The 26,324-nt window shown below is 39.8% G+C and carries 24 protein-coding genes and 1 riboswitch; of the genes, 16 read left to right on the top strand and 8 right to left on the bottom strand.

The features are described 5' to 3' along the window. The first annotated feature begins 182 nt into the window (after nucleotides 1-182). Nucleotides 183-500, top strand: coding sequence for a hypothetical protein (locus FTU34_RS07775; protein WP_373686486.1), 318 nt, complete (start codon nucleotides 183-185; stop codon nucleotides 498-500). Between the two features lie 89 nt (nucleotides 501-589). Here the strand turns inward: FTU34_RS07775 and FTU34_RS07770 are convergent, their stop codons facing one another. Beyond that, nucleotides 590-1,291 carry an HAD family phosphatase gene (locus FTU34_RS07770; protein WP_180035159.1) on the bottom strand — a complete coding sequence of 234 codons (702 nt, stop codon included), beginning with the start codon at nucleotides 1,289-1,291 and terminating at the stop codon, nucleotides 590-592. 190 nt (nucleotides 1,292-1,481) lie between these two features. On the opposite strand from FTU34_RS07770, the gene FTU34_RS07765 reads away from it, so the two are divergent. The 8 genes from FTU34_RS07765 (at nucleotide 1,482) to uca (ending at nucleotide 11,575) form a co-directional block, all read left to right on the top strand. Beyond that, nucleotides 1,482-2,375 carry a LysR substrate-binding domain-containing protein gene (locus FTU34_RS07765; RefSeq protein ID WP_078190935.1) on the top strand — a complete coding sequence of 298 codons (894 nt, stop codon included), beginning with the start codon at nucleotides 1,482-1,484 and terminating at the stop codon, nucleotides 2,373-2,375. A 181-nt stretch (nucleotides 2,376-2,556) separates the two neighbouring features. Then, nucleotides 2,557-3,591 (top strand): taurine ABC transporter substrate-binding protein, encoded by a 1,035-nt coding sequence (gene tauA / locus FTU34_RS07760; protein WP_180035160.1) that lies wholly within the window; start codon nucleotides 2,557-2,559, stop codon nucleotides 3,589-3,591. A gap of 10 nt (nucleotides 3,592-3,601) precedes the next feature. Further along, the gene (locus FTU34_RS07755) at nucleotides 3,602-4,387 is read left to right on the top strand and encodes a taurine ABC transporter ATP-binding protein (RefSeq protein WP_180035161.1); all 786 of its coding nucleotides are present in this window, start codon (nucleotides 3,602-3,604) and stop codon (nucleotides 4,385-4,387) included. 1 nt (nucleotide 4,388) lies between these two features. Next, complete coding sequence (tauC, locus tag FTU34_RS07750; protein WP_180035162.1) at nucleotides 4,389-5,255, top strand: taurine ABC transporter permease TauC; 867 nt, start codon at nucleotides 4,389-4,391, stop codon at nucleotides 5,253-5,255. A 30-nt stretch (nucleotides 5,256-5,285) separates the two neighbouring features. After that, nucleotides 5,286-6,131, top strand: coding sequence for a taurine dioxygenase (tauD, locus tag FTU34_RS07745; RefSeq protein ID WP_180035163.1), 846 nt, complete (start codon nucleotides 5,286-5,288; stop codon nucleotides 6,129-6,131). A 281-nt stretch (nucleotides 6,132-6,412) separates the two neighbouring features. Further along, nucleotides 6,413-6,524, top strand: a riboswitch (guanidine-I (ykkC/yxkD leader). Nucleotides 6,525-6,553: 29 nt separating this feature from the next. After that, nucleotides 6,554-7,291 (top strand): urea amidolyase associated protein UAAP1, encoded by a 738-nt coding sequence (locus FTU34_RS07740; protein WP_180035164.1) that lies wholly within the window; start codon nucleotides 6,554-6,556, stop codon nucleotides 7,289-7,291. A gap of 11 nt (nucleotides 7,292-7,302) precedes the next feature. After that, nucleotides 7,303-7,965: an urea amidolyase associated protein UAAP2 gene (locus FTU34_RS07735; protein ID WP_180035165.1), complete on the top strand. Its 663-nt coding sequence runs from the start codon at nucleotides 7,303-7,305 to the stop codon at nucleotides 7,963-7,965. A 4-nt stretch (nucleotides 7,966-7,969) separates the two neighbouring features. Further along, on the top strand, nucleotides 7,970-11,575 hold the full coding sequence (gene uca, locus FTU34_RS07730; protein WP_180035166.1) for an urea carboxylase: 3,606 nt from the start codon (nucleotides 7,970-7,972) through the stop codon (nucleotides 11,573-11,575). A 70-nt stretch (nucleotides 11,576-11,645) separates the two neighbouring features. Here the strand turns inward: uca and FTU34_RS07725 are convergent, their stop codons facing one another. The 3 genes from FTU34_RS07725 to FTU34_RS07715 all read right to left on the bottom strand — a co-directional run bounded on the left by FTU34_RS07725 (nucleotide 11,646) and on the right by FTU34_RS07715 (nucleotide 16,860). Then, nucleotides 11,646-13,538, bottom strand: a complete 1,893-nt coding sequence (locus FTU34_RS07725; RefSeq protein ID WP_180035167.1) for an AAA family ATPase — start codon at nucleotides 13,536-13,538, stop codon at nucleotides 11,646-11,648. Between the two features lie 84 nt (nucleotides 13,539-13,622). Continuing rightward, nucleotides 13,623-15,587 carry an alpha/beta fold hydrolase gene (locus FTU34_RS07720; RefSeq protein ID WP_180035168.1) on the bottom strand — a complete coding sequence of 655 codons (1,965 nt, stop codon included), beginning with the start codon at nucleotides 15,585-15,587 and terminating at the stop codon, nucleotides 13,623-13,625. A gap of 190 nt (nucleotides 15,588-15,777) precedes the next feature. Then, nucleotides 15,778-16,860 carry a putative zinc-binding metallopeptidase gene (locus FTU34_RS07715; protein WP_180035169.1) on the bottom strand — a complete coding sequence of 361 codons (1,083 nt, stop codon included), beginning with the start codon at nucleotides 16,858-16,860 and terminating at the stop codon, nucleotides 15,778-15,780. A 452-nt stretch (nucleotides 16,861-17,312) separates the two neighbouring features. Here FTU34_RS07715 and FTU34_RS07710 point away from each other — a divergent pair, with 452 nt between their 5' ends. From FTU34_RS07710 to FTU34_RS07700, 3 genes are read left to right on the top strand one after another with little or no spacing between them, the layout of a single operon-like run. Then, complete coding sequence (locus tag FTU34_RS07710) at nucleotides 17,313-17,762, top strand: ribbon-helix-helix protein, CopG family (RefSeq protein ID WP_180023648.1); 450 nt, start codon at nucleotides 17,313-17,315, stop codon at nucleotides 17,760-17,762. Nucleotide 17,763: 1 nt separating this feature from the next. Continuing rightward, nucleotides 17,764-17,961: a hypothetical protein gene (locus tag FTU34_RS07705; protein ID WP_180035170.1), complete on the top strand. Its 198-nt coding sequence runs from the start codon at nucleotides 17,764-17,766 to the stop codon at nucleotides 17,959-17,961. Beyond that, nucleotides 17,958-18,980 carry an ABC transporter substrate-binding protein gene (locus tag FTU34_RS07700; protein ID WP_180035171.1) on the top strand — a complete coding sequence of 341 codons (1,023 nt, stop codon included), beginning with the start codon at nucleotides 17,958-17,960 and terminating at the stop codon, nucleotides 18,978-18,980. Before FTU34_RS07705 ends, FTU34_RS07700 begins: the two co-directional genes overlap by 4 nt. Nucleotides 18,981-19,070: 90 nt before the next feature. On the opposite strand, the gene FTU34_RS07695 is transcribed toward FTU34_RS07700, so the two are convergent. Then, nucleotides 19,071-19,739: an epoxyqueuosine reductase QueH gene (locus FTU34_RS07695; protein ID WP_180035172.1), complete on the bottom strand. Its 669-nt coding sequence runs from the start codon at nucleotides 19,737-19,739 to the stop codon at nucleotides 19,071-19,073. Nucleotides 19,740-20,362: 623 nt separating this feature from the next. On the opposite strand from FTU34_RS07695, the gene FTU34_RS07690 reads away from it, so the two are divergent. From FTU34_RS07690 to FTU34_RS07675, 4 genes are all read left to right on the top strand, one after another. Next, a complete protein-coding gene (locus tag FTU34_RS07690; protein WP_180035173.1) occupies nucleotides 20,363-21,352 on the top strand; it encodes a putative oxygenase MesX in 990 nt (329 codons plus the stop codon). A gap of 78 nt (nucleotides 21,353-21,430) precedes the next feature. Beyond that, a complete protein-coding gene (locus FTU34_RS07685; protein WP_180035174.1) occupies nucleotides 21,431-22,459 on the top strand; it encodes a methionine synthase in 1,029 nt (342 codons plus the stop codon). Nucleotides 22,460-22,563: 104 nt separating this feature from the next. Next, nucleotides 22,564-23,058, top strand: a complete 495-nt coding sequence (locus tag FTU34_RS07680; protein WP_180023652.1) for a flavin reductase — start codon at nucleotides 22,564-22,566, stop codon at nucleotides 23,056-23,058. Nucleotides 23,059-23,104: 46 nt separating this feature from the next. Next, a complete protein-coding gene (locus FTU34_RS07675; protein WP_180035175.1) occupies nucleotides 23,105-23,905 on the top strand; it encodes a sulfite exporter TauE/SafE family protein in 801 nt (266 codons plus the stop codon). 140 nt (nucleotides 23,906-24,045) lie between these two features. Here FTU34_RS07675 and FTU34_RS07670 read toward each other — a convergent pair whose 3' ends face one another. From FTU34_RS07670 to FTU34_RS07660, 3 genes are read right to left on the bottom strand one after another with little or no spacing between them, the layout of a single operon-like run. Beyond that, entirely contained in the window at nucleotides 24,046-24,375 is a 330-nt protein-coding gene (locus FTU34_RS07670) for a multidrug efflux SMR transporter (RefSeq protein ID WP_168377505.1), read from the bottom strand. Nucleotides 24,376-24,382: 7 nt separating this feature from the next. After that, on the bottom strand, nucleotides 24,383-25,264 hold the full coding sequence (locus FTU34_RS07665; RefSeq protein ID WP_180035176.1) for a hypothetical protein: 882 nt from the start codon (nucleotides 25,262-25,264) through the stop codon (nucleotides 24,383-24,385). Then, complete coding sequence (locus FTU34_RS07660) at nucleotides 25,261-26,277, bottom strand: isopenicillin N synthase family oxygenase (RefSeq protein WP_180035177.1); 1,017 nt, start codon at nucleotides 26,275-26,277, stop codon at nucleotides 25,261-25,263. Before FTU34_RS07660 ends, FTU34_RS07665 begins: the two co-directional genes overlap by 4 nt. Nucleotides 26,278-26,324 lie beyond the last annotated feature (47 nt).

Here is a 26,324-nt window from a genome sequence, read left to right as displayed (position 1 = left end):
GGGCTTATTTTTTATGAAAGACTACAAATGTTTCAAAACATGACAAAAGAAAAACAGCAGGACTTGGTTTGCAACTTTTGCACAACATGAACGGTCTTAAGTTCTCTTCAAGGCTTTCTATAATGCAAAACTCATTGACAAAGAAGGTCAGTATTTTGAAAAAGATTCAATTTTTTTCTGCGATGTTGTTCGCAGTTCTCCTCAGTGCATGTAAACAAAGTCCAGCGCCTGATTATGCAGGAACATGGCAAAATACCGCAGTAGATCCGCAACTTGAAAATGCGCTGATTATTAGTAAAAATGGTGAAAACTATTTCATTACTAATACTTTAAAAGATAAACAAAGTGGTAAATCTGAAAAGAAAAATCCTGTACCTGCATCTGTCGCTGAATCTGGTTTACTGGCTGTAAACTCTGGGACAGGTGCTGTTGAATTTGCGATTGACGAAAAAACTGGAAATTTAGTTGGGTCTGGATCCATTTATAAAAAAGTAAAATAGATCAATTATCTATATATGCAAAAATATCAAAAGCAGCCTCTAAGTTGGGCTGCTTTTTAACTTTTAAGCGAACGCTTATTTACTTTAACTTAGTTCAGAACCGAAGAGAAATCATGGATAAAATAATCCGCTTTATTTTTGATTTGCTCAATTTCGTGCTCTGAATATGCATCATACACGGCAACGACTTCAATACCCGCAGCATTTGCAGCTTCTACACCAATGAGTGAATCTTCAAAAATTAAACATTCTTCAGGTCGAACTGCAAAATGTTCAATCGCCTGTAAATAGACTTCAGGATGCGGCTTAATATTTTTGACACTTTCACGGGTCAGGATCAGATCAAAACTATTTTCAAAATGCAGCTTTGGATAAATGTTGATATTTTTTTGATATCGATAAATATTTTGCAAGCTGGTCGTGGTGGTAATTGCCACCTGAATGCCTTGCTGAATGAGCTGTTGAACAAATAACGCTGCATGTGGTTTAAGCAAGATGATATGTTCTAAAAAATGCTGTGAAATGGCATATCGTTGCTGTTTGATTTGATCTGCTGTGTGTTGTTCAATCTTATAAGTATCTTTTAGATAGTTACAGTACATTAAGTAAGGGTCTGGTGTGTTTTTAAATAATTGCAGCTGAATGTCACGTTCACGTTGAATTAAATCCAATTGGATGGTTTGTCCAGTCAACTGTTGAATCAAATCTGCATCAACCTGATTCCACACGCCAACAGAGTCGATAAGTGTGCCATCTAAATCAAAACAAACCAGTTTTTTTCCTTGAAGCATGTTGATATCCAAATTCGTGCTGGGTCTATTATGCGGACTGATTGGAGTGTTGAAAAGCCAAATGCAACTGAGCAGGCTAAACTGGCGTTTCATCTGCAATAAAAGTAATATTTCGTTATTGGCTTTTTGTATAATTCAGCAGATGATGCACAGCATAACTTGCAATATTTAATTAGGGATTAAATCTTTCGTGTTTGAATTGGACTGTAAACTTCTTAGCATTTTTTTTCATGTTTATAAGTACAAAAATGTGTCACAAGCTGCTGAACACTTGCAGATGAGTCAGCCTACAGTCAGTAATATTTTAAATAAAATACGACAGCATTATAACGACCCCTTATTTTTACGTATCGGCAATGAAATGGTGCCTACGGAGTTATCGCGTCAATTATTTCCTTTAGTTAGCGAAGCCTTGAGTAAAGTCGAAGCCATTAATAATTTTACGATTAATTTTGATCAAGCCATTTCAGATCAACAATTTACTTTGGCCATGACCGATGTTTCGCATTTGGTTTTATTGCCTAAAATCAGCCAATATCTAAAAAAACACGCGCCACAAATACGTCTGAATGTACGCCCGATTACCACTGAAACCAGTTATCAAATGGCGAATGGTGAAATTGATTTAGCATTGGGGTTTTTACCACATTTGGAAAGCGGTTTTTATCAACAAAAACTGTTTGAGCAATATTATGTGGTGATTGCAGCTAAGGATCATCCACGATTAACGGGTGACACCATTACAACTGAGCAATATTTATCAGAGTCGCATATTGATATTGATGCTGGGATGGGGCACTACCATATTGAAAATGAGTTGCTTAACCTTGATTTAAAACGTGATATTTTGATGCGATTACCTAGTTATTTAGGTGTGGGCTTGGTTGTACAAGACACTGATGCGATTGCTACTGTGCCGTACTACTTGAGTGAAGTATTGCTTTCGCGCGGCAACTTAAAAATATTTGACGCACCGATTGCATTTCCAACCTATGGCGTGAAGCAATATTGGCATATGTCCTGCCATCATAAAACCAGCCATCAATGGCTACGTCATATGTTCCATGAAATCTTAGTGAAGTAAAAAATATCATTAAAAGATCTCGCACAGAAAATTGATTGCTAGACGTTTAGTGAATAAAAGCATAAGTATTCCACTAATCGGTAAATGCAATTTTGTGATAAATATTGTCAATTAACTTATTTTTCATCATAAAGCTGACTGATTAGTATGTGAATTAGTTATCATTTTTTATGAAAAAAATATGAGCGGCAAATCTAAACCTTTAATTATTACGGCGATCGTCATTGTGGCGATCGCTGCTTTCGTATATTTCCAAGCTAAAAAATCTACTCCTGACACTTCAACGGCTGCAATTGCGCAAAAAGATCAGAAAGCGGTAGTCATTGCCTATCAAACTGGTGTTGATCCGAGCAAAGTGGCGCAGGCCAATGGCGATTATGAAAAAGACAGTCAACAAAAAATTGAGTGGAAAAAATTTGATACGGGCGCAGACGTTGTAAATGCTTTGGTATCAGGTGATGTCGGTATTGGCAATATTGGGACAAGTCCTTTAGCTGCTGCTGCCAGCCGTGATTTACCTATTGAAGTATTTTTTGTGGCAGCCAAACTTGGTGCTTCAGAAGCCTTAGTGGTGAGCAATAAATCAGGCATTGAAAAACCTGAAGACTTAAAGGGCAAAACCATTGCTGTCCCTTTTGTTTCTACAGCACATTACAGCCTGCTTTCTGCATTGAAGCATTGGAATCTGTCAGAGTCTGACGTCAAAATTATTAACTTACGCCCACCTGAAATTTCTGCGGCGTGGGAACGTGGCGATATTGACGCGACTTATGTATGGGAACCTGCTTTAAGCAAGGCGAGTGCCACAGGTAAAGTTCTGACCGATTCTAAGCAAGTTGCAGAATTGGGCGCACCAACCTTTGATGTCTGGGTGGTTCGTAAAGACTTTGCAGAGAAAAATCCAGAGTTTTTAAAGTCCTTCGTTCAAACCTCTCTTAAGAAACTAGATGAATATAATCAAGATCCGAAAGCGTTTGAAGCGAATACAGCTTATATCAATAGCATTGCGCAATTAACCGGTTCTGATGCGAAAGATATTCCATTGCTGCTATCTGGCAATATTTATTTGAACCAGCAGCAGCAAGCTCAAAGTTTCAGCACAGATTTTGCCAAGAATATTTTAGATACAGCGACCTTTTTAAAAGCCCAAGGCAAAGTAGATAAAGTCAAAGCCGACTATAAAGGCAATGTAACAGCCTTATTTGTTCAGCCTTAAGGATGTGCAAATGAGTATCTTAAAAGCGGAAAATATTAGCCTGACCTATCCTGAAAATGAGGTGGCTGTACTAAAAAATATCAATTTGGACGTGCCTGAATCGACTTTAACAGTTGTACTTGGCGAGTCTGGCTGCGGCAAAACGACGCTTTTAAATATTTTGGCGGGTTTTCAACAGGTGAGTGCAGGCCAAGTCAAAATTGATGATGAAGTTCTAACTGGCCCAGATGCAAGACGTGCTGTAGTTTTTCAAGAACATGCTTTGCTGCCGTGGCTTAATGTGTTAGATAACGTGGCATTTTCCTTGAAATTAAAAGGCTTAAAAAGTACAGATATAAAGTCACAAGTTGCATCTATTTTAAATACCGTAGGGCTGTCGTATGTGGCAAATGCCAATATTTGGGAACTTTCAGGCGGTATGAAACAGCGCGTCGGTATTGTACGTGCCTTGATTAGTCATGCACCGTTTATTTTGCTGGATGAACCCTTTGCTGCACTCGATGCATTTACCCGAGAAAGTATGCAGGAGTTTGTGCTCAATTTATGGATTAAAGAGAAAAAAGGTTTCTTCCTCATTACCCATGATATTGAAGAGGCGCTTTTATTAAGTAATCAATTGGTACTGATGACAGCACGTCCAGGTACGATTGTTGAAACGCTCAAGCTGGATTTTGCTGAGCGCTACCGTAAAGGCGAATCTATACGTGCGATTAAATCTGATCCGCAGTTTATTCAGCTGCGTGAAATGTTGTTTGAACGCTTAAAAGCGCAAAAATTACACGCGGTGGAGTCTTAATATGAATACGCAAATTCAAAAATTAAATAAGGCTCATCTAAGCGAAAATCGTGCAGAAGCAGCAACATTAAACAGAAGTTCCTCTATTTCTAAATTTAGAAAAAATTTGCCACTTATTGTAAGCATCGGCAGCGTGCTGAGCTTGCTGGTACTTTGGTTTGTCGTAACCACTTTGAAAATTATTCCTGAGCTATTTTTACCAAGCCCAGCAGCGGTTTGGCAGAAGTTTATTGAAGTCAGCCAGCAAGGTTTTATGAAAGCCACGCTTTGGCAGCATTTGGCTGAAAGTATTGGCCGTGTGTTTAGCGCACTCATTGGTGCTATTGTGATTGGTGTGCCTTTAGGTTTATGGATGGGACTCAACAAATGGGTACGTGCTGTATTTGATCCACTAGTGGAGCTACTCCGTCCCATTCCACCGCTTGCATACTTACCGCTATTGGTGATTTGGTTTGGTATTGGTGAAACCACCAAAGTGCTGCTGATTTTCTTTTCAATTTTGGCGCCGATTATTATCAGCAGTGCCCATGGTGTGATCAGCCATCAAAAAAACCGTGAACGCGCAGCATTATCTTTAGGCGCAACGCGCTTGCAGGTTTTGCAATATGTGATTTTACCAACAGCTTTGCCGCACATATTAACGGGTGTGCGTATTGGCTTGGGTGTGGGCTGGTCAACACTGGTGGCTGCAGAATTAGTTGCTGCTGATCGCGGTATTGGTTTTATGGTGCAGTCTGCGGCTCAGTTCCTAATTACTGATACCGTGATTCTTGGAATTATTGTGATCGCGATTGTCGCAGTAAGTTTTGAGCTATTTTTACGTTGGCTGCAAAAGCAGTTGGCGCCTTGGTATGGCCAACAGCTGTAAACAGATCTAGAGATTGAAGAAGATTTAATTATGTCATTGCAAGCAAAGCAAATTAATCCAAATATTGGCGCTGTTATTGAAGGTATCGATTTAAACCATGCCGATACACCGGTGCTGCTGGAAATAAAACAAGCACTATTGCAGTATCAAGTGATCTTTTTTAGAAAGCAGGCGCTTAGTGCACAGTCGCAAGTGAGGTTGGCAAAAACCTTTGGTACTTTGCATATTCATCCGATTTACCCTGCGATGGATGATGCACCGGAAGTGATTGTACTGGATAGCCACAGACAAGATTTAAGAGACAATGATCTTTGGCATACTGATGTGACCTTTAGTCAAACACCGCCGTTGGGCTGTGTGCTGCAAGCGATTAAAATCCCTGAGTTTGGTGGGGATACGCTGTGGGCCAGCGGTACAGCTGCTTTTAATGCGCTCAGTGAAGATTTAAAACAGCAACTACGCGGTTTGACAGCGACACATGATATACGTAAGTCTTTTCCATTAGAGCGCTTTGGCACAACAGCAGCAGACCGCGAAAGGCTTGAAAATAGTTTCCGTAAAAACCCGCCAGTGGTACATCCGGTCGTACGTACACACCCTGAAACAGGTGCTGAAGTGTTGTTTGTGAATGAGGGATTTACAACACAAATTAATGAATTAAATGCACAAGAGAGCGATGCATTGCTGACATTCTTGTTTGAACATGCAGTGAAGGAAGAATTTCACTTGCGCTGGAAATGGCAAGAAGGTGATGTCGCTATTTGGGACAACCGCTGCACGCAGCACAAAGCGCTGTTTGACTATGGCGATGCGCACCGCATTATGCATCGTGCAACCGTGAATGGCTCGGTACCATTTTATAAAGTAGCAAGTTAAAAGCGATAGCAGCTGTGTGCAAAAAACACTGGAAAAGCCCAATGCTGACATTGGGCCTTTTTATTTTGAAGCAATCTAAATTAAACCTTCAAAAATACTGAACCATGATTGCACATGCACAAGGATGATGCATACCTAAGCAGATGGACAGTTCAAAAATAGCGCAATTTAAAACCAATACTGCAGCTTAAGCATCAAAAACTAACCCTAAAAGCCTTAGTATTACGTTTTACTCAAACCGTAATACCAAATTGGCACAGCCTTTGCATTTCTACATACATCATAAAGTGATCTAGGGTTCCGATACATTTCTATGTATGACTGCGACCGAGAGTTCACGGCTTCGTTTTAATTCAAAGCAAAGCTGCACGGAGGGATAAAAGCCCGGGAGGTAAATAGTTAAGAATTAGGCAGAGGCTGCAATGAGCACAACACATTATCATGAAGATAAAGCACTATGGACTGAACTTTTACCGGGTGGACACCACTGGTCAGCGCGTATTCAGCGTGGGGCAGTATTACAGCTTAAATCGCTAGGGCAAAATGCCAATGTGTCGCTGTACTGTGTAAATAGTGAAGATAAGCTTGAACGTTACAACATGCCAGATAGCCTCAAAGGGCAGCACACGGCTTATTTAAGTACAGGTCATATTTTGGCGTCGGATTTAGGCCGTGCCATGATCTCGATAGTCAAAGACGATCACGCTTGGAATGATGCGTTTTGTGCACCAAGTACCGCATCACAAATTGAAAACCAATTCGGCAGCAAAACTTTCCAAGATGCCTGTAACGATATGTACCGTAATGGCAAAGATAGCTTATTGCTTGAAATGACCAAATTTGGCTTATCTGCAACCGACTTAAGTTCAACACTTAATCTCTTCTCTAAGGTTGCGCCTGATGATACAGGTAACTTGTCTTATATCGACTCCGATAACACCGATCAAATTATTGAACTGCGCTTTGAAATGGATTGTTTAGTCTTTTTATCTAGTGCACCACATGGATTATCTCAAGCAGAAGAATATAACCCTGCTGACGTACAACTAAGTTTATTTAAGGCGTTACCTTTGGCAGACACCGATGTTTGCCGTGATTCTTGCCCGCAAAATCAACGTGCTTTTCAAAATAATAAACGCTATTACGCTTTAACGGCTTGAGGGGAATGATCATGACTGCATTAGTAAATCCAACACAACATTCTGAAAAATCAGTGTTAAGCGAAGTATGTTCTGCCGGTGAAGCATGGATGTGCGAAGTCAAAAAAGGGCAGTATTTCCGTATCGTGGATTTAGAGGGCAATCAAGCGGTGGATACGCTCTTTATCTCGGCATCAAACCCTGAAGAGCGTTATAGCGCCACTGATACCTTAGCGATTAATCAACAAATCTATTTAGAAAAAGGCACAGCTCTATACACCAACTTTGGCAACAAAATTGCCAGCATTCATGATGATAATTGCGGTCGTCACGATACTTTAGGCGGTGCATGTTCATGTGAAAGTAACACCGTTCGTTATGCACATGACAAATATCCAATGCACAGTTGCCGTAACAATTTCATGATTGCATTGTCTCAGCATCCAATTGCCAAAAAACATGGCTTAAACGTACGTCACATCGGTCCAAACATTAACTTCTTTATGAATGTGCCTGTGACTGCGGATGGTCATTTGAAATTTGATGACGGTATTTCTGCGCCGGGTAAATATGTCGAAATTAAAGCCGAAATGGATTTAATCGTCCTCATTTCTAATTGCCCACAATTAAACAATCCATGTAATGCCTATAACCCAACAAAAATTCAACTGATCATCCGTGAAGGCGAGGAGTAATAGCATGTTCAATAAAGTCCTCATTGCCAACCGTGGTGCAATCGCGTGTCGTGTGATCCGTACACTCAAAAAATTAGGCATTCAATCTGTTGCGGTGTATTCAGAAGCAGATCGTGATTCTTTGCATGTGACCTTGGCGGATGAAGCGGTATTTATTGGTGATAGTCCTGCCAGCCAAAGTTATTTAAATGTCGATAAAATTTTAGAAGTCGCAAAACAAACAGGTGCACAAGCGATTCATCCGGGTTATGGTTTCTTATCTGAAAATGCTGAATTTTGTGATCTGTGTGAAGCGCAAGGCATTGTATTTTTAGGGCCAAATTCGGCACAAATGAAATCATTTGGTTTAAAACATACGGCACGAGAACTTGCGATTCAAGCCAATGTACCTTTACTGCCGGGTAGTCAATTATTGGCAGATGAAGCCGAAGCACTGCTTGAAGCCAAGCGTATTGGTTATCCTGTCATGCTGAAAAGCACCGCAGGCGGTGGTGGTATTGGTATGCGTTTGGTATGGAATGAAGAAGAGCTGAAAGATGCTTATTCTACAGTGTCATATCTTGCCCAAGCGAACTTTAAAGATGCGGGTTTGTACCTTGAGAAATTCGTACAAAATGCCCGTCATATCGAAGTGCAAATTTTTGGTGATGGCAAAGGTTTAGTTCTAGCACTCGGCGAGCGTGATTGTTCGGTGCAGCGCCGAAACCAAAAAGTCGTGGAAGAAACGCCTGCACCGCATATCAATGATGAGCAACGTGCCTATATTCAATCGGTTGCGATTGGGTTGATGCAGTCGGTGAATTACCGTTCGGCAGGCACAGTAGAATTTGTGATGGATACCGACACACAAGAATTCTACTTTTTAGAAGTAAATACCCGCCTGCAAGTTGAACACGGCGTGACAGAGCAAGTGTTTGGTGTAGACCTTGTGGAATGGATGGTGACTCTCGGTAGTGGCGATTGGATTGCACCAACAGCAGAACTTGAATCGAGAGGTCATTCGATTCAAGTACGTTTGTATGCCGAAGACCCGATCAAGAACTTCCAGCCAAGTGCAGGTTTACTTACACATGTCGAGTTTGATAGCCATGCCCGCAATGAAACTTGGGTGGAAACAGGTTCCAATGTATCGTCATTTTATGACCCGATGATTTCTAAAATCATTGTCACAGCAGATGATCGTGCTTCTGCGATTCAAGCCATGCTTGAAACTTTGGCGAAAACCTCAGTTGCAGGGATTGAAACCAATCTTGAATATCTACAAAACATCATCGACTGCGATGTGTTTAAAGCCGGTACGCAAACCACACGTTTCTTAAATACTTTTGAGTGGAAAACCCAAAAGATTGAAGTCCTGCAAGCCGGCATTCAAACCGCGGTGCAAGATGTCACAGGTCGTTTGGGCTACTGGGATGTCGGTGTGCCACCATCAGGTGCGATTGATCCATTATCACTCAATGTTGCAAACCAGTTACTTGGCAATGCCTATAACACAGCAGGGCTTGAATGTACGCTACAAGGGCCGACTTTAAAATTCCACTGTGACAGCCAAATTGTACTTGCCGGTGGGGATATGCCATCAACACTAGATGGTGAGTCTGTACCGATGTGGCAGACTGTTAATGTCCGTAAAGGTCAGGTGCTCAAATGTGGCAAAATTGCCACAGGTTGCAGGACTTATATTGGGATTAAAGGCGGTTTGAATGTGCCCGAGTACTTAGGCTCTCAAGCAACCTTTACCTTAGGTCAGTTTGGTGGTCATGCCGGGCGTAACTTACTGATTGGCGATATGCTCCCAATTACAGCATTCACAAGCGATGAAATTAAAGCTCTTGCACCTGAACAAGTGCCTTCATTTAGCCATGAATGGGAAATTGCGGTGATGTATGGCCCACATGGTGCGCCTGATTTCTTTACCAAAAATGACATTGATACTTTCTTTGCCAATACTTTTGAGATTCACTTTAACTCAAGCCGTACCGGTATCCGCCTGATTGGGCCAAAACCTGAATGGGCACGTGAGGATGGTGGTGAAGCAGGTCTGCATCCATCAAATATTCATGACAATGCTTATGCCATTGGTGCGATTGATTTCACTGGTGATATGCCGATTATTCTCGGTCCAGATGGTCCAAGTTTAGGAGGCTTTGTTTGTCCTGCCGTGGTGATTAATTCTGAGCTTTGGAAACTCGGTCAATTGAAAGCAGGAGACAAAGTCAAATTTATCCCTGTGAGTTATCATCAAGCTAAGCTCTTAAATGAAAAATATCATACGCAATTAGAAGCAAATGATACGCAGGCTGTGGCATTTGATGAGTCATTTTATCCTGAACTTTCCACCTTAAAAAATGCAGTGCTTGATACTTTAAAAGGTGAAAATGGTGCGCCTGATGTGGTGTATCGTCCTGCGGGCAACAACTACATGTTAGTGGAATATGGTGAGTTAGTTTTAGATCTGAACTTACGTTTCCGTATTCATGCACTCATGCAATGGGTTCAAAAGCAAAATATCACAGGGATTATTGATCTCACACCGGGGATTCGTTCGCTGCAAATTCATTTTGATTCGATCAAGCTTGATCAATTGGATTTATTGCATTTACTGCAAGTCGCTGAAGCTGAACTGCCTGATGTGACCCAAATGCAAGTACCTTCACGGACTGTGTACTTACCACTCGCTTGGGAAGATTCACAAACCCAGCTAGCAACAGAGCGTTATATGCAAACGGTACGTCCAGATGCACCATGGTGTCCTGACAATATTGAGTTTATCCGTCGTATTAATGGTTTAAAAGACAAACAAGCGGTCAAAGATGTGGTTTATGACGCGAGTTATTTGGTCATGGGTTTGGGCGATGTGTATTTAGGTGCACCTGTGGCAACACCACTTGATCCTCGCCAGCGTTTAGTGACGACTAAATACAACCCTGCACGGACATGGACACCTGAAAATGCTGTCGGTATTGGCGGTGCGTATATGTGCGTGTACGGTATGGAAGGTCCGGGCGGTTATCAGTTTGTCGGTCGTACCACACAAATGTGGTCACGTTACCGTAAAAATGCCGACTTTGAGCAAGCTAAACCATGGTTACTACGTTTCTTTGACCAAATTAAGTTTTATGAAGTCTCTGAGTCCGAGCTTATGCAAATGCGTGAGGACTTTAAAGCTGGTCGCTTAAAACTCCGTGTAGAAGAAGGTGTATTGAACCTAAAAGAATACAATGAATTCTTGACTGAAAATGCAGAATCAATCTCAGCATTTAAATCCGTCCAACAAGCCAATTTTGATGAAGAACGTCGTCGTTGGCATGAAGCTGGGCTTGCAGAGTATGTTTCTGAAAGCTTAGATGCTGTAACTGATGATAGTGATGTTCAAATTCCAGAAGGTGGTTGTGCTGTGGAATCACACATGCCGGGAAGTATTTGGAAAATTGAATGCAAGTCAGGTGATATTGTTGAAGAAGGTGCAACGCTTGCGGTGATTGAAGCGATGAAGATTGAGATTCCAATTGTTGCACCTGAACGTATGAAGGTTTCTGAAATTACCATTGAAAAAGGGCAAACAGTGAAAACGGGGCAGGTGTTGTTTACGTTGTCGCCAGTGGCATAAAAATCCTCCCTAACCCTCCTTTGAAAAAGGAGGGAATTTCCCCTCTTTATTAAAGAGGGGTTAGGGGAATTTAAGAATTACATTTTTCGATATGTTTATAAATCCGCTCACACAATGCTTTCGCTTTTGGTGTCAGTTTCCAACCAGAGTTTTCATCAAAATCTTTAATAATTTCACGGCAAAAATCTAATTTGTATTTAATAGTACCGACACCTTGACCATCGGCAAACAAAGATTGTGTGGTTTTTGATGAAGGTTTTTTTAATTTAATATCTAGGAGTTTACCAATACCATATTCTTTGTGATCAAAGTAATTTTCACTCGTTATATTGTTAGTTAAAGAAATATCATAGCTATCTTTAGTTTTAGATTTCATACGCTTGAATCTTTGAGTCGCGACTCTAATAATGGAATCCTTAGGTAGAGTATTCTCTGTTTCTTTACACTCTAAAATCAGATAATTGCCTTTCTTTAATTCACTTTTTAAGACTTGAACACGATCAGCCTTACTTTGAATATCACCATCAGCAATGAGTAACATTTCACTTGCAACAGCTTTAGCGCTCAATCCCTTATCTTCTAATTGGTCAGTATAATCATCGCTAAAAGACCAATGTATTAAATTACTGCCAGCATATTCCACGAATGTATAGTGATAGTTCGGCATAAATCTACGGTATTTTTTATAAAGCTCCATATCAGCTGACTCTAGTTCAGCTAAATATTTTTCCATATATTTAGTGATATAAAGCCGATCTGTAATGCCCTCTACCCAAATGGTGCAATTTGCTAAATAGACAGAAGATGGACGTACGCCTAATGAAGCAAGTAAATCTCGATCTCTGTCACAACGGTAAATTTTAAAATCAAATTTCGTAGGATCTTCTTCTTTAGGTTGCTTTACGAACTTTTGAATCATGACTTGGTCAGATTCATCTGCCATATCTAGTAAATGGTTGGAGTGAGTAGTAAAAAAATAATAATGCGGTGTTTCATTAAGATAAAAGTTCATCAATTGACGGACCATACCTGCATGCATGTGCAGTTCTGGTTCTTCTATGAAAAAGGCATGCGTTTCTGGTTTGCCTTCTTTGTCTTTACTTTTTATATAAGCTTCATAAGTTAAGATTATCGCTTGTTGTAAGCCATCACCCAACTGTGAAATAGGGAATTGTTGATCGTTACCAATTTTAATATTTACAACATCTTGATCATGCTTAGGGATAAGTGAAACAGTCTCATTATCAAAAAAATATTGACTTAATTTTTCTTCATAATCTTTAATTAGTTCACGTTGTTCAGGTTCACCTAAAAGATGAATTTTAAGTTCATTGTATAAGCATTCACCAGTAATAATATTATTAGAGTTAAATTTATTCGTATCTGAAAAATAATCTTTTTGGGCTCGTTTAATATAAGGCTGTGTATTCTCTTGTTCTATGACAGGACGCATACCGCGTAGGATAGGGATATAAGATTTTGATTTTTCATAAACTATATTATTTTCAAAATCATTAACATATTTCTGAATTTCAGAAACTTTATATGTAAATTCTTGTGTATATTCAATTCTCACTTTACTTAATTGATCTATTGTACGCTGATAATTCTCTTTATATCTATTTCTAGGAAAAATAGGACAGTCTATGGCATCATTTATCAATTTAAATAGTGTAGTTCGATTTTCGCCTGAGCTCATCGCCCCAAGCCAAATAGTACCTTGACTTGATTCAATGATGGATTTTAATTCAGTAAAAAAATTAGATAAATTAGGAAAAGAAAAGTCTGGTATCGTATGTGTACTATTTATGAACAAGTTTCTTAAGAAACGGCTTTTACCGGCATTGTTTTTACCAATAAAAAAATTGAGCCTTTTTATCTCAATTGAATAAGGAAAATCGTTGTCAATATCGGAATTATAGCCTTCTAAATTTTCAGCCCAATAGTATAATTTTTCTGTCATAAAGCCCCCAAAATATAGAGCTAATTTAGCAATAAAACACTGCTTTTAAAAGATAATTTATAAATACATAAAGCAATTTTATCGTTATTGATTCAACACTTCATTGTCCAAATGCTCTCTCAAAATTCTTCGCAATTCTAAAATGGCATCTGGAGACTCATGGATGGAATGTCCACCATTGAAAATCTTTTCAGACACCGCACCATCTAAATGAGAACTTGTATAGGGAACAATGCCATCCGACATTTTGCTCGGTTCAGTACTTTGCGTCTGATTCCCCATAATAGAATAATAAGGAATATCTTTATTTGGCATGATGTCTGTAGTCAGCAGCATAAAACGTGATTTTTGACTTAAATCTGCTGGCCCAGACTTAATTAGGCCCATAGTTGAATTTTTTGCATTCGGGAGTTCAACATTGACATCATTTAAAAAACTTAAAGGCAACACCACGATTTTTTTTGCCAAATTGGTAAACCAGCGGTCTGCATAGTCAGTACCATGATGCGGTGCGGCAATGAAAATTGCACGACTAACTGGCTTCAAGGCTTTAAAGACAAAACGATCGCGGATAATTGGATGACGTTGTAACTGTGTATTTTGTTCATAGTTCATGAGTGGAATAGCTTGAGCGGAAATATCTGCATCACTAACCAATAAACGACTGATGATGCCGCCCATACTATGTCCGATAATGACAGCATCTTGAGCCGAAGGCGTATTGGGCTGAACAGTTGCAAATGCCTGTTTGAGTAAAGCATTGATTTGAAAGCGACTCTCAAATATTGGCATATTGGTTGAGTAAAACACTTGCCAAACTTGGTAATGATCACGTAGTTTTTGATCACCCATGATGTTATTGGTCAAACCAATCCACGTTTCAGGACTGCTGGCTAAACCGTGAACCATGACAATAATCTTTTTATTGGGTTGATACGGCTCTAACATAAACACATGTGGCATGCGCAAATGTTCTTCCTTATTCAATAGTGTCCAATAGCCAGATCGTCCTAATTTATTTTCGGCTAACCAAAGACCATAAGGCACAGAATAATTGGCTGTTAGCGTATAGGACTGAGATTCAATTTTTGCCTTTTTAAATTGATAGGGATTAAATAATTCAACCTTAAAGTCTGATTGCGGCGACAAAATTTCACTAATGCTGCTATTGGTCTTGGCAGGCTCGGCGATCGCACTAACAGATAAATAGCGTGCAGTATGGATATTCGGGTTGGGTTTATTTGAATAATATTGTTCAGGGTCTAGTACAAAAGGCTGGGCAGCAGACAGATCCGTGGCTTTTTTGACTAAGACAAATTCAGAACCAATTCCTTCCTGACGGTTAATGGTTTTTAGGCCTGAAAAATTATAATTATAGCTCGACAGTAATTTATCAATGCCCGCATTCTTGATTTCAGGATAATGCTCATAGTTAAAATGATAAAGCGATGAACCCAGCATTAAACTTTCAGGCATTTGCTGATAGTCAAAACGGGTGAATGATGAGGTGATCAGACGTGATAAAGCCACATTATAAAAGGTGCGGACTTGTCCCTGACGCAAATCAAATAAGCGTTCTTCAGGGGTTTGAGTGGATTTAAATAGATAGACATAGCTGTAACGCAGACTGAAATCAAAGTCTGCAAGCTGCTGATCCATACACATTTTTATTTTGCTTGAAGCTAATTTTCCGCTGTGTTGTTTTAAGCTTTTTTTGCATTGTGGATTTTGATCGGCGCTTAAAGCACGTGCCATGTACAGCTCACTTGCTGCTGCATAGACTTGAGCAATATCTAAAGTTTCATTATTACGCATTTTGTGAATACAGCTTTCAAGCGCATTTAAACAAGATTGGTCGCTTTCATTCACCATTAACAGGATTTGATGGCTAAATGTACTGAGCTTCTGATGGGTTAATATGCTATCTGTTTTATTATTTAGTGACGCACTGAGTTGATTTTCTTGTAATTTGACCAATTGGCATCCACTGAGCAAACTCAGGCTGATGATACACATAAAACGAGCGGGTAAATGCGTGAAAGGCATCATTGGAAAGGTCACAGGCATCTATTTTTTGTTATTTTAACCTTTATAAAATAGTAAAAATAGGGCAGGTGTTACAGCGCTCAATCCAAGAAAATTACTACGTATACATCCTTTCAAACTAAGCTAATGTACGAATACTGTGATACCGAAAAGTTGATTTGAGATTCAAACACTGTCACGTGTTAAATTTAATCTAATTGTGCTGCTGGTTTTTTAAGGTCATGTTGAGCAGTTTGTGGTGAATGAATCGTAATTTATCCAATACTGGATTCGACAATGTAAATGGATATGCATCATCTAAGCCCATGCTGCGGTTCAACGCATTTAAATTAAAGGTCAAGGTCATCCAGTGTTGCAGTAGTAGGTCAAAATCCTGAGCGCCAATCGGGTTTTCTTTCAGTTCTAAATTATTCAAATCCGACTTATTGGTTTTGACCACTAATCCTGCATAGTAGGCTGTTTCTAGGGTGTCCATCATATGCAAATAATGCGCCCATGTTTCCGCCCAATCTTCCCAAGGATGCGTACTGGCATATGAACTGACATAGTAATCCGCCCAATTTTGCGGCGCACCATCATTATAATGCCGTTTCAAAGCTTCACTATAATCTTGTCGTTCATCACCAAACAGTTCTCGAAATTCCTCAATCAGTTCAGGGTGTAAATGTTTAATCAAATCAAAATAATAATGACCGCTTTCATGTCTAAAATGACCTAGAAGTGTACGGTAGTTTTCACCCATTTTTATACGCGTTGTTTCGCGGTAAATCACATCTGCTTCACTGGCATTTAAGGTAATAATGCCATTGGCATGACCGGTCATGACAGGTGTATTTTCTGTTGGCATGAGAAAATCAAAACGCAGCCCAAAACGGTCATCTTGACTGCGTTTAGGACGCGGCATGGTATTCAGTTGCTGCATTAAATACAAAAAACGCCGTTTGGCATGTTCCAATCGTGCCCAGTACACAATATGGTCTGGGTTATCTAAGTTGGGAATGGTATGTGTCAGTAGGCAAGATTCACAATAAATTTCTTCACTGTCGGCAGGCACCATCCAGTTACATACCTGATGATGCTGATAATTATGACAAGGTTTAAAGCGTTTTCCCTTTATTTCAGGATTTAACGCAAGCCATAACGTGCTGCTATGCTTTTCAAAACAGCCCATTTGCTTTTCAGAGGCAATATAACCCAGTGCAGTCTGACAATTGACACAGTGTGAATTGGCAAAAAAGATTTGGTTAGAACATACCGCGCAGCTGAAATACTTCATAGGCGTTGAGTGATGAATAGAAAGTTTAATCAGTATAAATGATGTTCAATGTTGATGAAATAAGTTGAACTTCGAGTTTGTTGCATATCGGTCAATGCTCTTGGTTAATAAGTCTAATAAGTTTTAGAAATAGTCCATCATAAAATCACCCATCGCAGCAATAGTGCAAAGGGGGTCTCGATGAGTGCATTTATTGCACAAATAACGAACAATAAAATCTATAAGAAAGTTAAAAGAAGAAAATAATCGATCATTTTTTGTATTTCTCACTTGGCACAGATTCTGCATTTCTATCGATATTACGAAATAAATATTTTGTATTACTCAAACAGGAGATGCATATGAACCGCCATCAATCTGCAACATTTCTGCATCAATTAAAGCAATTTTTTATTGAGTTACTGAGCGCCCGTGCGGGTTTCTATATTCAGCAAAAAAAATAAGGAAAAACAGTGCCTAAACAAAAGCTGGCGCGTATCAGTATTACCGTGCCTGAAAAAACAGTCGATGCTTTGGATCAAAAAATTGTCGATCAGCATTATGAAAGCCGTTCTCAGGCCATTGTCGACATGATCAATAAGCATCTGATTGCCGATCAGGAGCAGCGCAACGAAGTGATGGTTGGCACATTTACCTTACTTTATGACGCAAGTAGTACGGCGCTACGTATTCAGCTTTTAGATTTACAGCAGCAGTTTTTAGAACAAGTGGTGAGCTCACTGCATATTCAACTCGATGACCACAAGATTTTAGAAGTCATGATTCTGCAAGGTGTCAGTTCAGAGCTCAAAGTCATCAGTCAGCATTTTTCAGCACTTAAAGGTGTGATTAAAGGACATTTGGAGTTGATGGACGCTGTAATGCCGCCAATTCCGCAAAATGCAAAGGATTTAGGAGTTTAAAATGGGCCAATTATATCGATCACAAGATCAGTTTAAAGATCAAATCACAAACCAAAAGCAAGCACATGCTAATGCGGCCAACCATAGACCAAATCGTGCAAAGCGTAATGCTCAATCTGTCAGTAATCCGAATACACCATCGTTTTTGAACACCAATACCAAATTTAACTGTAATGCCATCGGGGAAATCGAACTATGATCAAAAAAGCCTGCTTATCTGCATCCGTTGTGACCGCTATCTTACTTGGGGGGTGTGACAATACAGCCAAAATACCTGAACCAAACGCGCAAGCGGAAGGCACAGTCAATACAAAAGCCATCACGATCGGCTATAGCGACTGGCCTGGTTTTGTCGCATGGCAAGTTGCTATTGAAAAAGGCTGGTTGAAAGAAGCCGGTGTCAATGTAGACTTTAAATGGTTTGATTATTCAGCCTCACTATCTGCATTTGCGGCTAATCAGTTGGATGCTGTTTTAGTCACCAATGGTGACAACTTAGTCACAGGTTCTGGCGGCACAAAAGGCGTCATGATTATGGCGACGGACTATTCTGCGGGTAATGATGTCATCATTGCTAAAGATGGCATCAATAGTCTTGCCGATCTAAAAGGAAAAAGTGTCGCGACAGAAAAAGGCTTGGTTGATCATTTGCTTTTGACGATGGCGTTGGATGATGCAAAAATTCAAGCCTCTGAAGTAAAGTTGGTCAACACCATGACTAATGAGCTACCACAAGTATTTGCAAGTCCTGATATTGCTGCGATTGCCGTGTGGCAACCGGTTGCAAATCAAGCGCTGAAAGCAGTTGCTGGCTCTAAAATCATTTATACATCGAAAGATAAACCCGGTCTGATTTATGACACATTAACCGTCAACATGACGCATTTATCTGCCAACAAAGAAGAATGGAAAAAAATCATTCAAGTTTGGGATAAAACAGTTAAATATATCAACGACCCAGCAACGCATGCCGATGCAGTGAAAATCATGTCAACCCGAGTTGGTGTTGACCCTGCACAATATGAACAGTTTATTGGAGGCACACATTTATTGGACTTGGCTGCCAATAAACAAGTCTTTAAAAAAGGTACAGGATTTGATTCACTTTATGGCTCGAGTTATCACGTGAACAAATTTAATGTTGCCAATGGCATTTATAAAACCGAAATGGATGTCGATGGATCAATCTATCCAGCTTTGGTTGAAGAACTGCAATAAGTTGCAATATAGCTAAAAAAGCCCTGAATGTTGCAAATACTTCAGGGCAACATCAAATCAATATCAATGAAAAATAACGAATTGCAGAACTCAAGCTTCTTCATCCATCACATTGGAATAAAACTTTACCCCTAATTTGATTCGGTCACGGCCTTGGCTCATGCGCCAGCGGTTGGTATCGCGCAGTGAATAGACACAGCCGCAGTATTCCTGTTGATAAAATTCTTCTTTCTTACTGATTTCCAGCATACGCACAGCGCCGCCATTTTTACGCCAGTTATAGTCCCAATATGTAATTCCGTTATAATGTGAAGCCGAACGATGTCCGCAGTCATTAATCTGCTGCATATTTTTCCAGCGTGAAATTCCCAGTGAACTGCTAATCAGGCTAAAGCCATGTTCTGCTGCATATAATGCTGTACGTTCAAAGCGCATATCAAAACACATGGTACAGCGTATACCTTTTTCAGGCTCATTTTCCATGCCTTTGGCGCGTTCAAACCAGTTGTCTGTGTCGTAATCACAGTCGATAAACGGAATATTGTGTTTTTCTGCAAAGCGGATATTTTCCTCTTTACGGATTTCATATTCTTTTACTGGATGAATATTGGGATTGTAAAAAAAGATCGAAAAATCAATACCAGATTCAATTAAAGTTTCCATGACTTCGCCAGAACAGGGCGCACAGCAAGAATGCAATAAAAGCTTGTCATGACCTACTGGGAGAGTCAGAGTCTGACGTTCTAATTTATTAGACATGATTTTAAGAAGGTATAAGTATAAACCGAATATTTGAGCGATTCCTTAACATACCAAAGCTCGAATATGCTGATTTTTTCTAAGTACAAGTTGAGTCATATTCAGTATATTGACTAAAAAGCTGAAACGACATGAATATATGCTTATTTCATATTTTGTTTATCTATTTATGGCAAGGTTTAAGAACTTTATAGCTCAGGACAAAAGTATATTAGTGTTACAGATTCAATATTAAAACAATTAGTGATTTGATCTTTTTTCATTTTAAAGTTAGAAAAATTCACCCTAATGAATAAATCGCTAAATTTTGAGAGTTGAGATATTGAGCCAATCTGTACGATTCGACACATTTCAGATGTGTGTTTGAATGAAAAAATTTTCATTGAATTTTTTTTAAGCCCTTATTTATATTAAATAAAATTTAAATACTACCTGGGTGGCAGTTTTTTTATCGCCAGTTGAATGATGCATAGTTGAAGAAAATTCATTGTATTTAAATCTTAAACATGAATTTATCTCACTTTGAGTTGAGGTTAAATCATTTTTATTCATCTTAAGTTTCACGTATAAATTACTTCATACAGAAATTTTGATTATTTTTAATTTTAGGGTAGTGAATCTCCATGAGTCATAAATTTGCATGTTCAATCAAACGTATCCGCTTTGATGAAAACTATAAACCAGCTGACAATACACGTTTAACAACGAACTTTGCCAATTTGGCACGTGGTGAACACCGTGAAGAGAATCTGCGCCGTACTTTGGCAATGATTAATAACCGTTTCAATAGTTTAGCTACTTGTGACAACCCAAATGCAGATCGTTATTCACTTGAAATTGACATCATTTCGGCTGAACTCGATGTGGAAGGCAATGGTCAAACTTTCCCATTTATTGAAACTTTAAAGAGCACCATCATCGACCATAAAACCAATGAACGCATTGAAGGCATGATCGGCAACAGTTTTTCATCGTATGTACGTGACTATGACTTCAGCGTGGTATTACCAGCACTCGGCTGTAAGTTCAATGAAAAACCTGAAAATTTTGGTGATTTACACGGCAAGCTATATCAACACTTGATCAATTCTGACGTATTCAAAGCTGAATTTAAAAAACAGCCTGTCATCTGTTTAAGTATTTCAACGACAAAAACCTATTACCGTACTGCAAATGTGCATCCGATCTTAGGTGTGGAATACACTAATGATGATCACTCCCGTACAGATGATTATTTTGCAAAAATGGGCTTAAGCGTTCGTTACTTCAAACCTGAAAATGCGACTGCACCATTGGCATTCTATTCAGCAAATAACTTGCTCAGCGACTATACAGATTTCGAATTGATCAGCGCGATCAGCACCATGGAAAGCTTCCAAAAAATCTACCGTCCTGAAATTTACAATACCAATGCGACAGCAGGTTTAGTGTATCAACCAAGCTTAAGCTTCGGTGATTATTCATTAACTCGTATTGTGTATGACCGTGTTGAACGTGGTCAGTTGGCGGTTAAACAGGGCAAATGGACAGAAGAGAACTTTATCCAGCCATATAAAGACATTCTGAATGAGTGGGCTGCTAATTTTAGTATTGAAAATGCAGACGCAGCTTAATTTTAAATCACGCAAATAGATGAAACACGGGTGAGTTAAAACACTCGTTTTAAAGAAAATAGAGATAGAAGATCGAATATGGCCATTTTACTCCCAACTTCAACTGCTGGCAGCTTACCTAAACCATCTTGGCTGGCTGAACCTGAAAAATTGTGGTCAGCATGGAAACTTGAAGGCGAAGAATTATTAGATGCAAAACGTGATGCGTTGAAATTATCTTTGCATGAACAAATCCATGCAGGCATTGATATTGTCAGCGATGGTGAACAAACCCGTCAGCATTTTGTAACCACATTTATTGAACATCTTGAAGGTGTCGATTTCGAAAAACGTGAAACGATGCGTATTCGTAATCGTTACGATGCAAGTGTACCCTCTGTGGTTGGTGAAGTATCGCGTAAGAAAGCAGTGTTTGTTGATGATGCGAAATTCTTACGCAGCCAAACCAATCAGCCGATTAAATGGGCTTTGCCAGGCCCGATGACGATGATTGATACTTTGTATGATGGTCATTACAAGAGCCGTGAAAAATTGGCTTGGGAATTTGCTAAAATCTTGAATCAAGAAGCGCTAGAGCTTGAAGCGGCAGGCGTGGACATCATTCAATTTGATGAGCCTGCGTTTAACGTATTTTTTGATGAAGTCAATGACTGGGGTATTGCGACATTAGAGCGTGCGCTTGAAGGTTTGAAATGCGAAACAGCCGTTCATATTTGCTATGGTTATGGCATTAAAGCCAATACCGATTGGAAACAGACTTTGGGTAATGAATGGCGCCAATACGAAGAATCATTCCCGAAACTGCAACAATCGAAGCTCGATATCATCTCACTTGAATGCCAAAACTCACGTGTACCAATGGATTTGATTGAACTCATCCGCGGCAAAAAAGTCATGGTTGGCGCAATTGATGTAGCAACCAATCAGGTTGAAACAGCAGAAGAAGTAGCCAATACATTACGCCAAGCATTGCAATTTGTAGATGCCGACAAGCTATATCCTTCAACAAACTGCGGTATGGCGCCTTTACCTCGCCAAGTGGCGCAAGGCAAACTAAATGCGCTAAGCGCAGGCGCTGCCATTATTCGCCAAGAATTGACCGCATAAATTCGAGCTGACTCGGTTTCATGTAAGGGCAATAAGGAAATTAAATTTGCTATTGCCCAAACCTGAGAAAGAGATAAGCCATATAGACCATTGAGATTGAAGAGATGATTGAAGCAACTGATTTTAGAAATGCAATGTCTTTATTGACGACTGCAGTCAACGTGATTACGACTGAGGGCGAAGCAGGCATGCATGGATTTACAGCATCAGCAGTATGCAGTGTGACAGATACACCGCCAACTTTGCTGGTTTGTATGAATCAATCATCTCGTTCTCATGCGCATTTTCTTGAAAATAAAGTTCTGTCTGTCAATGTTTTGGGCGCACAGCATGAGCAGATTTCCAATGCTTTTGCTTCAAGCAAATTCAATTCGGAAGAGCGTTTTAAATTGGGTTCTTGGACTGTATTAGAAACAGGTTCACCAATATTAAAAGATGCTTTGGTCAGTTTTGACTGTCAGATTGAACAGATTCAAGAAGTGGGTACGCACAGCGTGTTTATGTGCCGTGTGGTCGCAATCAAGCAAAGTCAGCAGGAGGAAAGCTTGGTGTATTTCAACCGTGCTTATCATGCTGTGGGTCAAGTGGAGTTGGCTTAAACCAGTCAGACTTCTTCAATACATCTTTTTTAAAAGTATCTATTTCGTGGAACTCATTACTTTCTTAATTATTGGTGCATTTGCTGGTTTTGCTGCAGGGCTGTTTGGCGTTGGCGGCGGTACTATCATTGTGCCATTGCTCTATATTGTTTTTAGCCAAATGGGCTATAGCCCTGATGTGATTATGCATTTGGCGCTCGGCACATCTTTAGCTACGATTGTGGTGACGTCGATCAGCTCATTGATGGCGCACGATAAAAATGGCGCAGTGATTTGGCCTGTATTTAAAAATTTAGCTCCGCCAATGACGATTGGCTGTTTTGCAGGCGCAGGTATTGCAGGCTGGCTGTCAGGCTTACATCTGCAAATGATTGTCGGTGTGTTTTTACTTTGGGTGGCTTATACCATGTTTATAGGAGCAAAAAAGCCAGTCGATCCCAACAAAACACTGCCATCTACAGGCAAGCAAATTGCAGCAGGTTCGGGCATTGGTGTGGCATCGGCCATCTTCGGTATTGGCGGCGGCAGTATTACGGTACCGTATTTAACGGCAAATGGCGTGGTGATGCAAAAAGCGGTCGGGACGTCTGCCGCTTGCGGTTTACCTATTGCCATTGCTGGGGCATTGGGCTTTATGTTCTTTGGCATGCAACAGCAAATTGAAATTCCAAATACCATTGGCTTTATTCATATTTATGCCTTTTTGGGCATAAGTGTGATGAGTTTCTTTACGGCTAAATATGGTGCGAAAACTGCGCATGCGCTTTCACCAGCAGTACTGAAAAAATGTTTTGCTGTGCTGTTGTGTATTGTTGGATGTTTTTTTCTAGTGAAAGGCATTTTATAGAAGCCGACAGATTACAGTTGCTTCATTCGAAACGTATGCTCTAGTGTGCAACAGCAAGCTAGAGCATTTTTATCTATAGCAATTTAAGTCTTTAAAATTTCAGAGATATTATTTAAAAACTTCATTTTAAAACTGACATTTCAAAGCTCTGTGCTTTTAGAAAAAACATTAATAATCACAATACCCAATAAAATAAAGGCCAAACCAATCATGGCAGGCAGGTCTAAATTTTGTTTAAACACAATCCAGCCCACGCATGAAATAAGCACAATGCCTGCAGCGGACCACATGGCGTAGGCCAATCCCATAGGAATCGATTTAAAGGTCAAACCTAAAAAGAAGAGCGCAATGGCATAGCCCAATACGGTAAAAATAATCGGCACAAGTTCAGTAAAGCCATTACTGGCTTTTAAGGCGGATGTAGCAATCACTTCGGCAATGATTGCGATGAGCAAATATATAAACGACATTGATTTCCTATAGACATTCTATTGCATGGTGCAAGAGGTGCTGTTTTTCATTTCGTAACCAATCTGTACTTTCTGTCGTGGTATCAGTGTGATGTTGAAATGCAAAATGTGGAACATAAATATCCACCTCAAATATCAGCTGTACTGCTTGACCGTTAATAATGACGTTTTGCATCAAATGTGTTTCATCAATAACTTTAAAATGATCAAAGTTAAGTGATTGATCTTGCTGAGAGGAAGTCGTTGTAAGGTGCTTATGCAGACCATCTACAGCGATGGATACTTCAAAGCTTTGAATCACCGTTTCATACATAGTAGGTGCAGATGATATATCGATGCTGGCAACAGTTTGCTGATCTGCAGGTAAACGACTCAGTGCGAAGGCCACATGCTTATCACAAATAATTAAACCGCCATCCATCTGCAATGGTTCATGACTTTCTACATCGAGGGCTGACTGCAACCGCAGGCCTAAAAATAGCCCTTCATGAACTTGCTGACGCCAGTCTTCGACATACACATTGCTTGGAGAGAATTCTAAAATACAGTTGCCAATCGCATGTAGTTTTGCAGGTTCTGGCCATTGCACATAATTTTGATAATTTGAGTGTGCTTTAACATCCCAAGACAATAATTGCTGTTCAGCATCCCAAAGAGTATTTCCAATCCAGCCTTGACGCTCATTCACTGGCGTATTTTCTTGGCTTTTTAAACGTAGATCGATGGTAAAACTACGTGACTGAAACCAATACACAATGTTTTTTTCATCCGTTAATCCATTCGAAAAACTAATGCTTTTACGGCGAAAAGCACCATACAAATAGTCTGGAATAGGGCCTGAAACCTCTTGGCTTGCTGGAAGCTGTACTAAAGCCTGAAATAGATTCATGCGCTTGCTCCTTGTACTTCTGTATTTTCATCCATACCAAATGAGGACAAAGGCACAGCATTTCTAAGACTTAGCTCTCCTGAAGCGATACGTTTTTTGAGATAACTAAAGGTTTGCGCGGTTTGATTAAATAAATGTTCGCCACCAATTAAGGGCTGATATTTGGGCGCTTCAGTAGAATGTACTGGCTCAATAATTGTGTCGTAATTACAGGTACAGAACAGAGGGAAAGAGTAGCGTTCTTCAGAGACTTTTTTAACACGGTGCTTGGTGGCCAAATATTTGCCATTCGACAAAATTTCCATCATGTCGCCAATATTCATCACCAAGGTATTTTCAATCAATGGAATATCCATCCATTCACCTTGTTTATTTAAAACCTGCAAACCTGGTGCAGTCGGCAAGAGAAGTGTAAAGCATTCATAGTCTGTATGTGCGCCAATGCCTTCAGCATCTTTCATTTCAGGGTTATAGGGATAATGGATTAGACGCAGTTGGCTGGTCGCATGGGTAATTTTGCGATCAAAAAAATGCTCATCGACATTCAATGCTAAAGCAAAGGCCTGAAAAATCTGCTCGCTAATACTGCGTAAATGGTGGTAATAATCACTGACTGTACTTTTAAATGTGGCATCATCTGGCCATAAAGTAGGGCCAAGTAAAGGAAATGCCGTAGTTTCGCCGTGGTAATCATAATTGACGTCATAGGCTTCTTTTAAGTCATAGCTGTTGCCTGCAAACTGTTCTTCACCAATTGGCACATAGCCACTGTGATTTTTCGACAGTCCAATATAGTGTTGCATTTTACTGGCGGTATCTTGTTGGAAATAGCGCTTTGCCACCTGAATTAGTGATGTCGCAAAATCAAAATTGAACTGATCACCTTTTAAATAAAGAAAACCAACATCTTTACAGGCTTGATCCAACGCAGAGGCTACTTCTAAACGCTCTGACAATACCGTGCTTTGCATTTTTGAAATATCAACAAGTGGCAAAACATAAGATTCATTCATCTTCGATTCCTATAATGTTGGCCGTCCAACGCTGTAGTACATCATTT

This window comes from Acinetobacter sp. YH12094 (genome assembly GCF_013419295.1).
Lineage (GTDB): Bacteria > Pseudomonadota > Gammaproteobacteria > Pseudomonadales > Moraxellaceae > Acinetobacter > Acinetobacter amyesii.
This window is presented reverse-complemented; position numbering and strand designations above follow the sequence as displayed.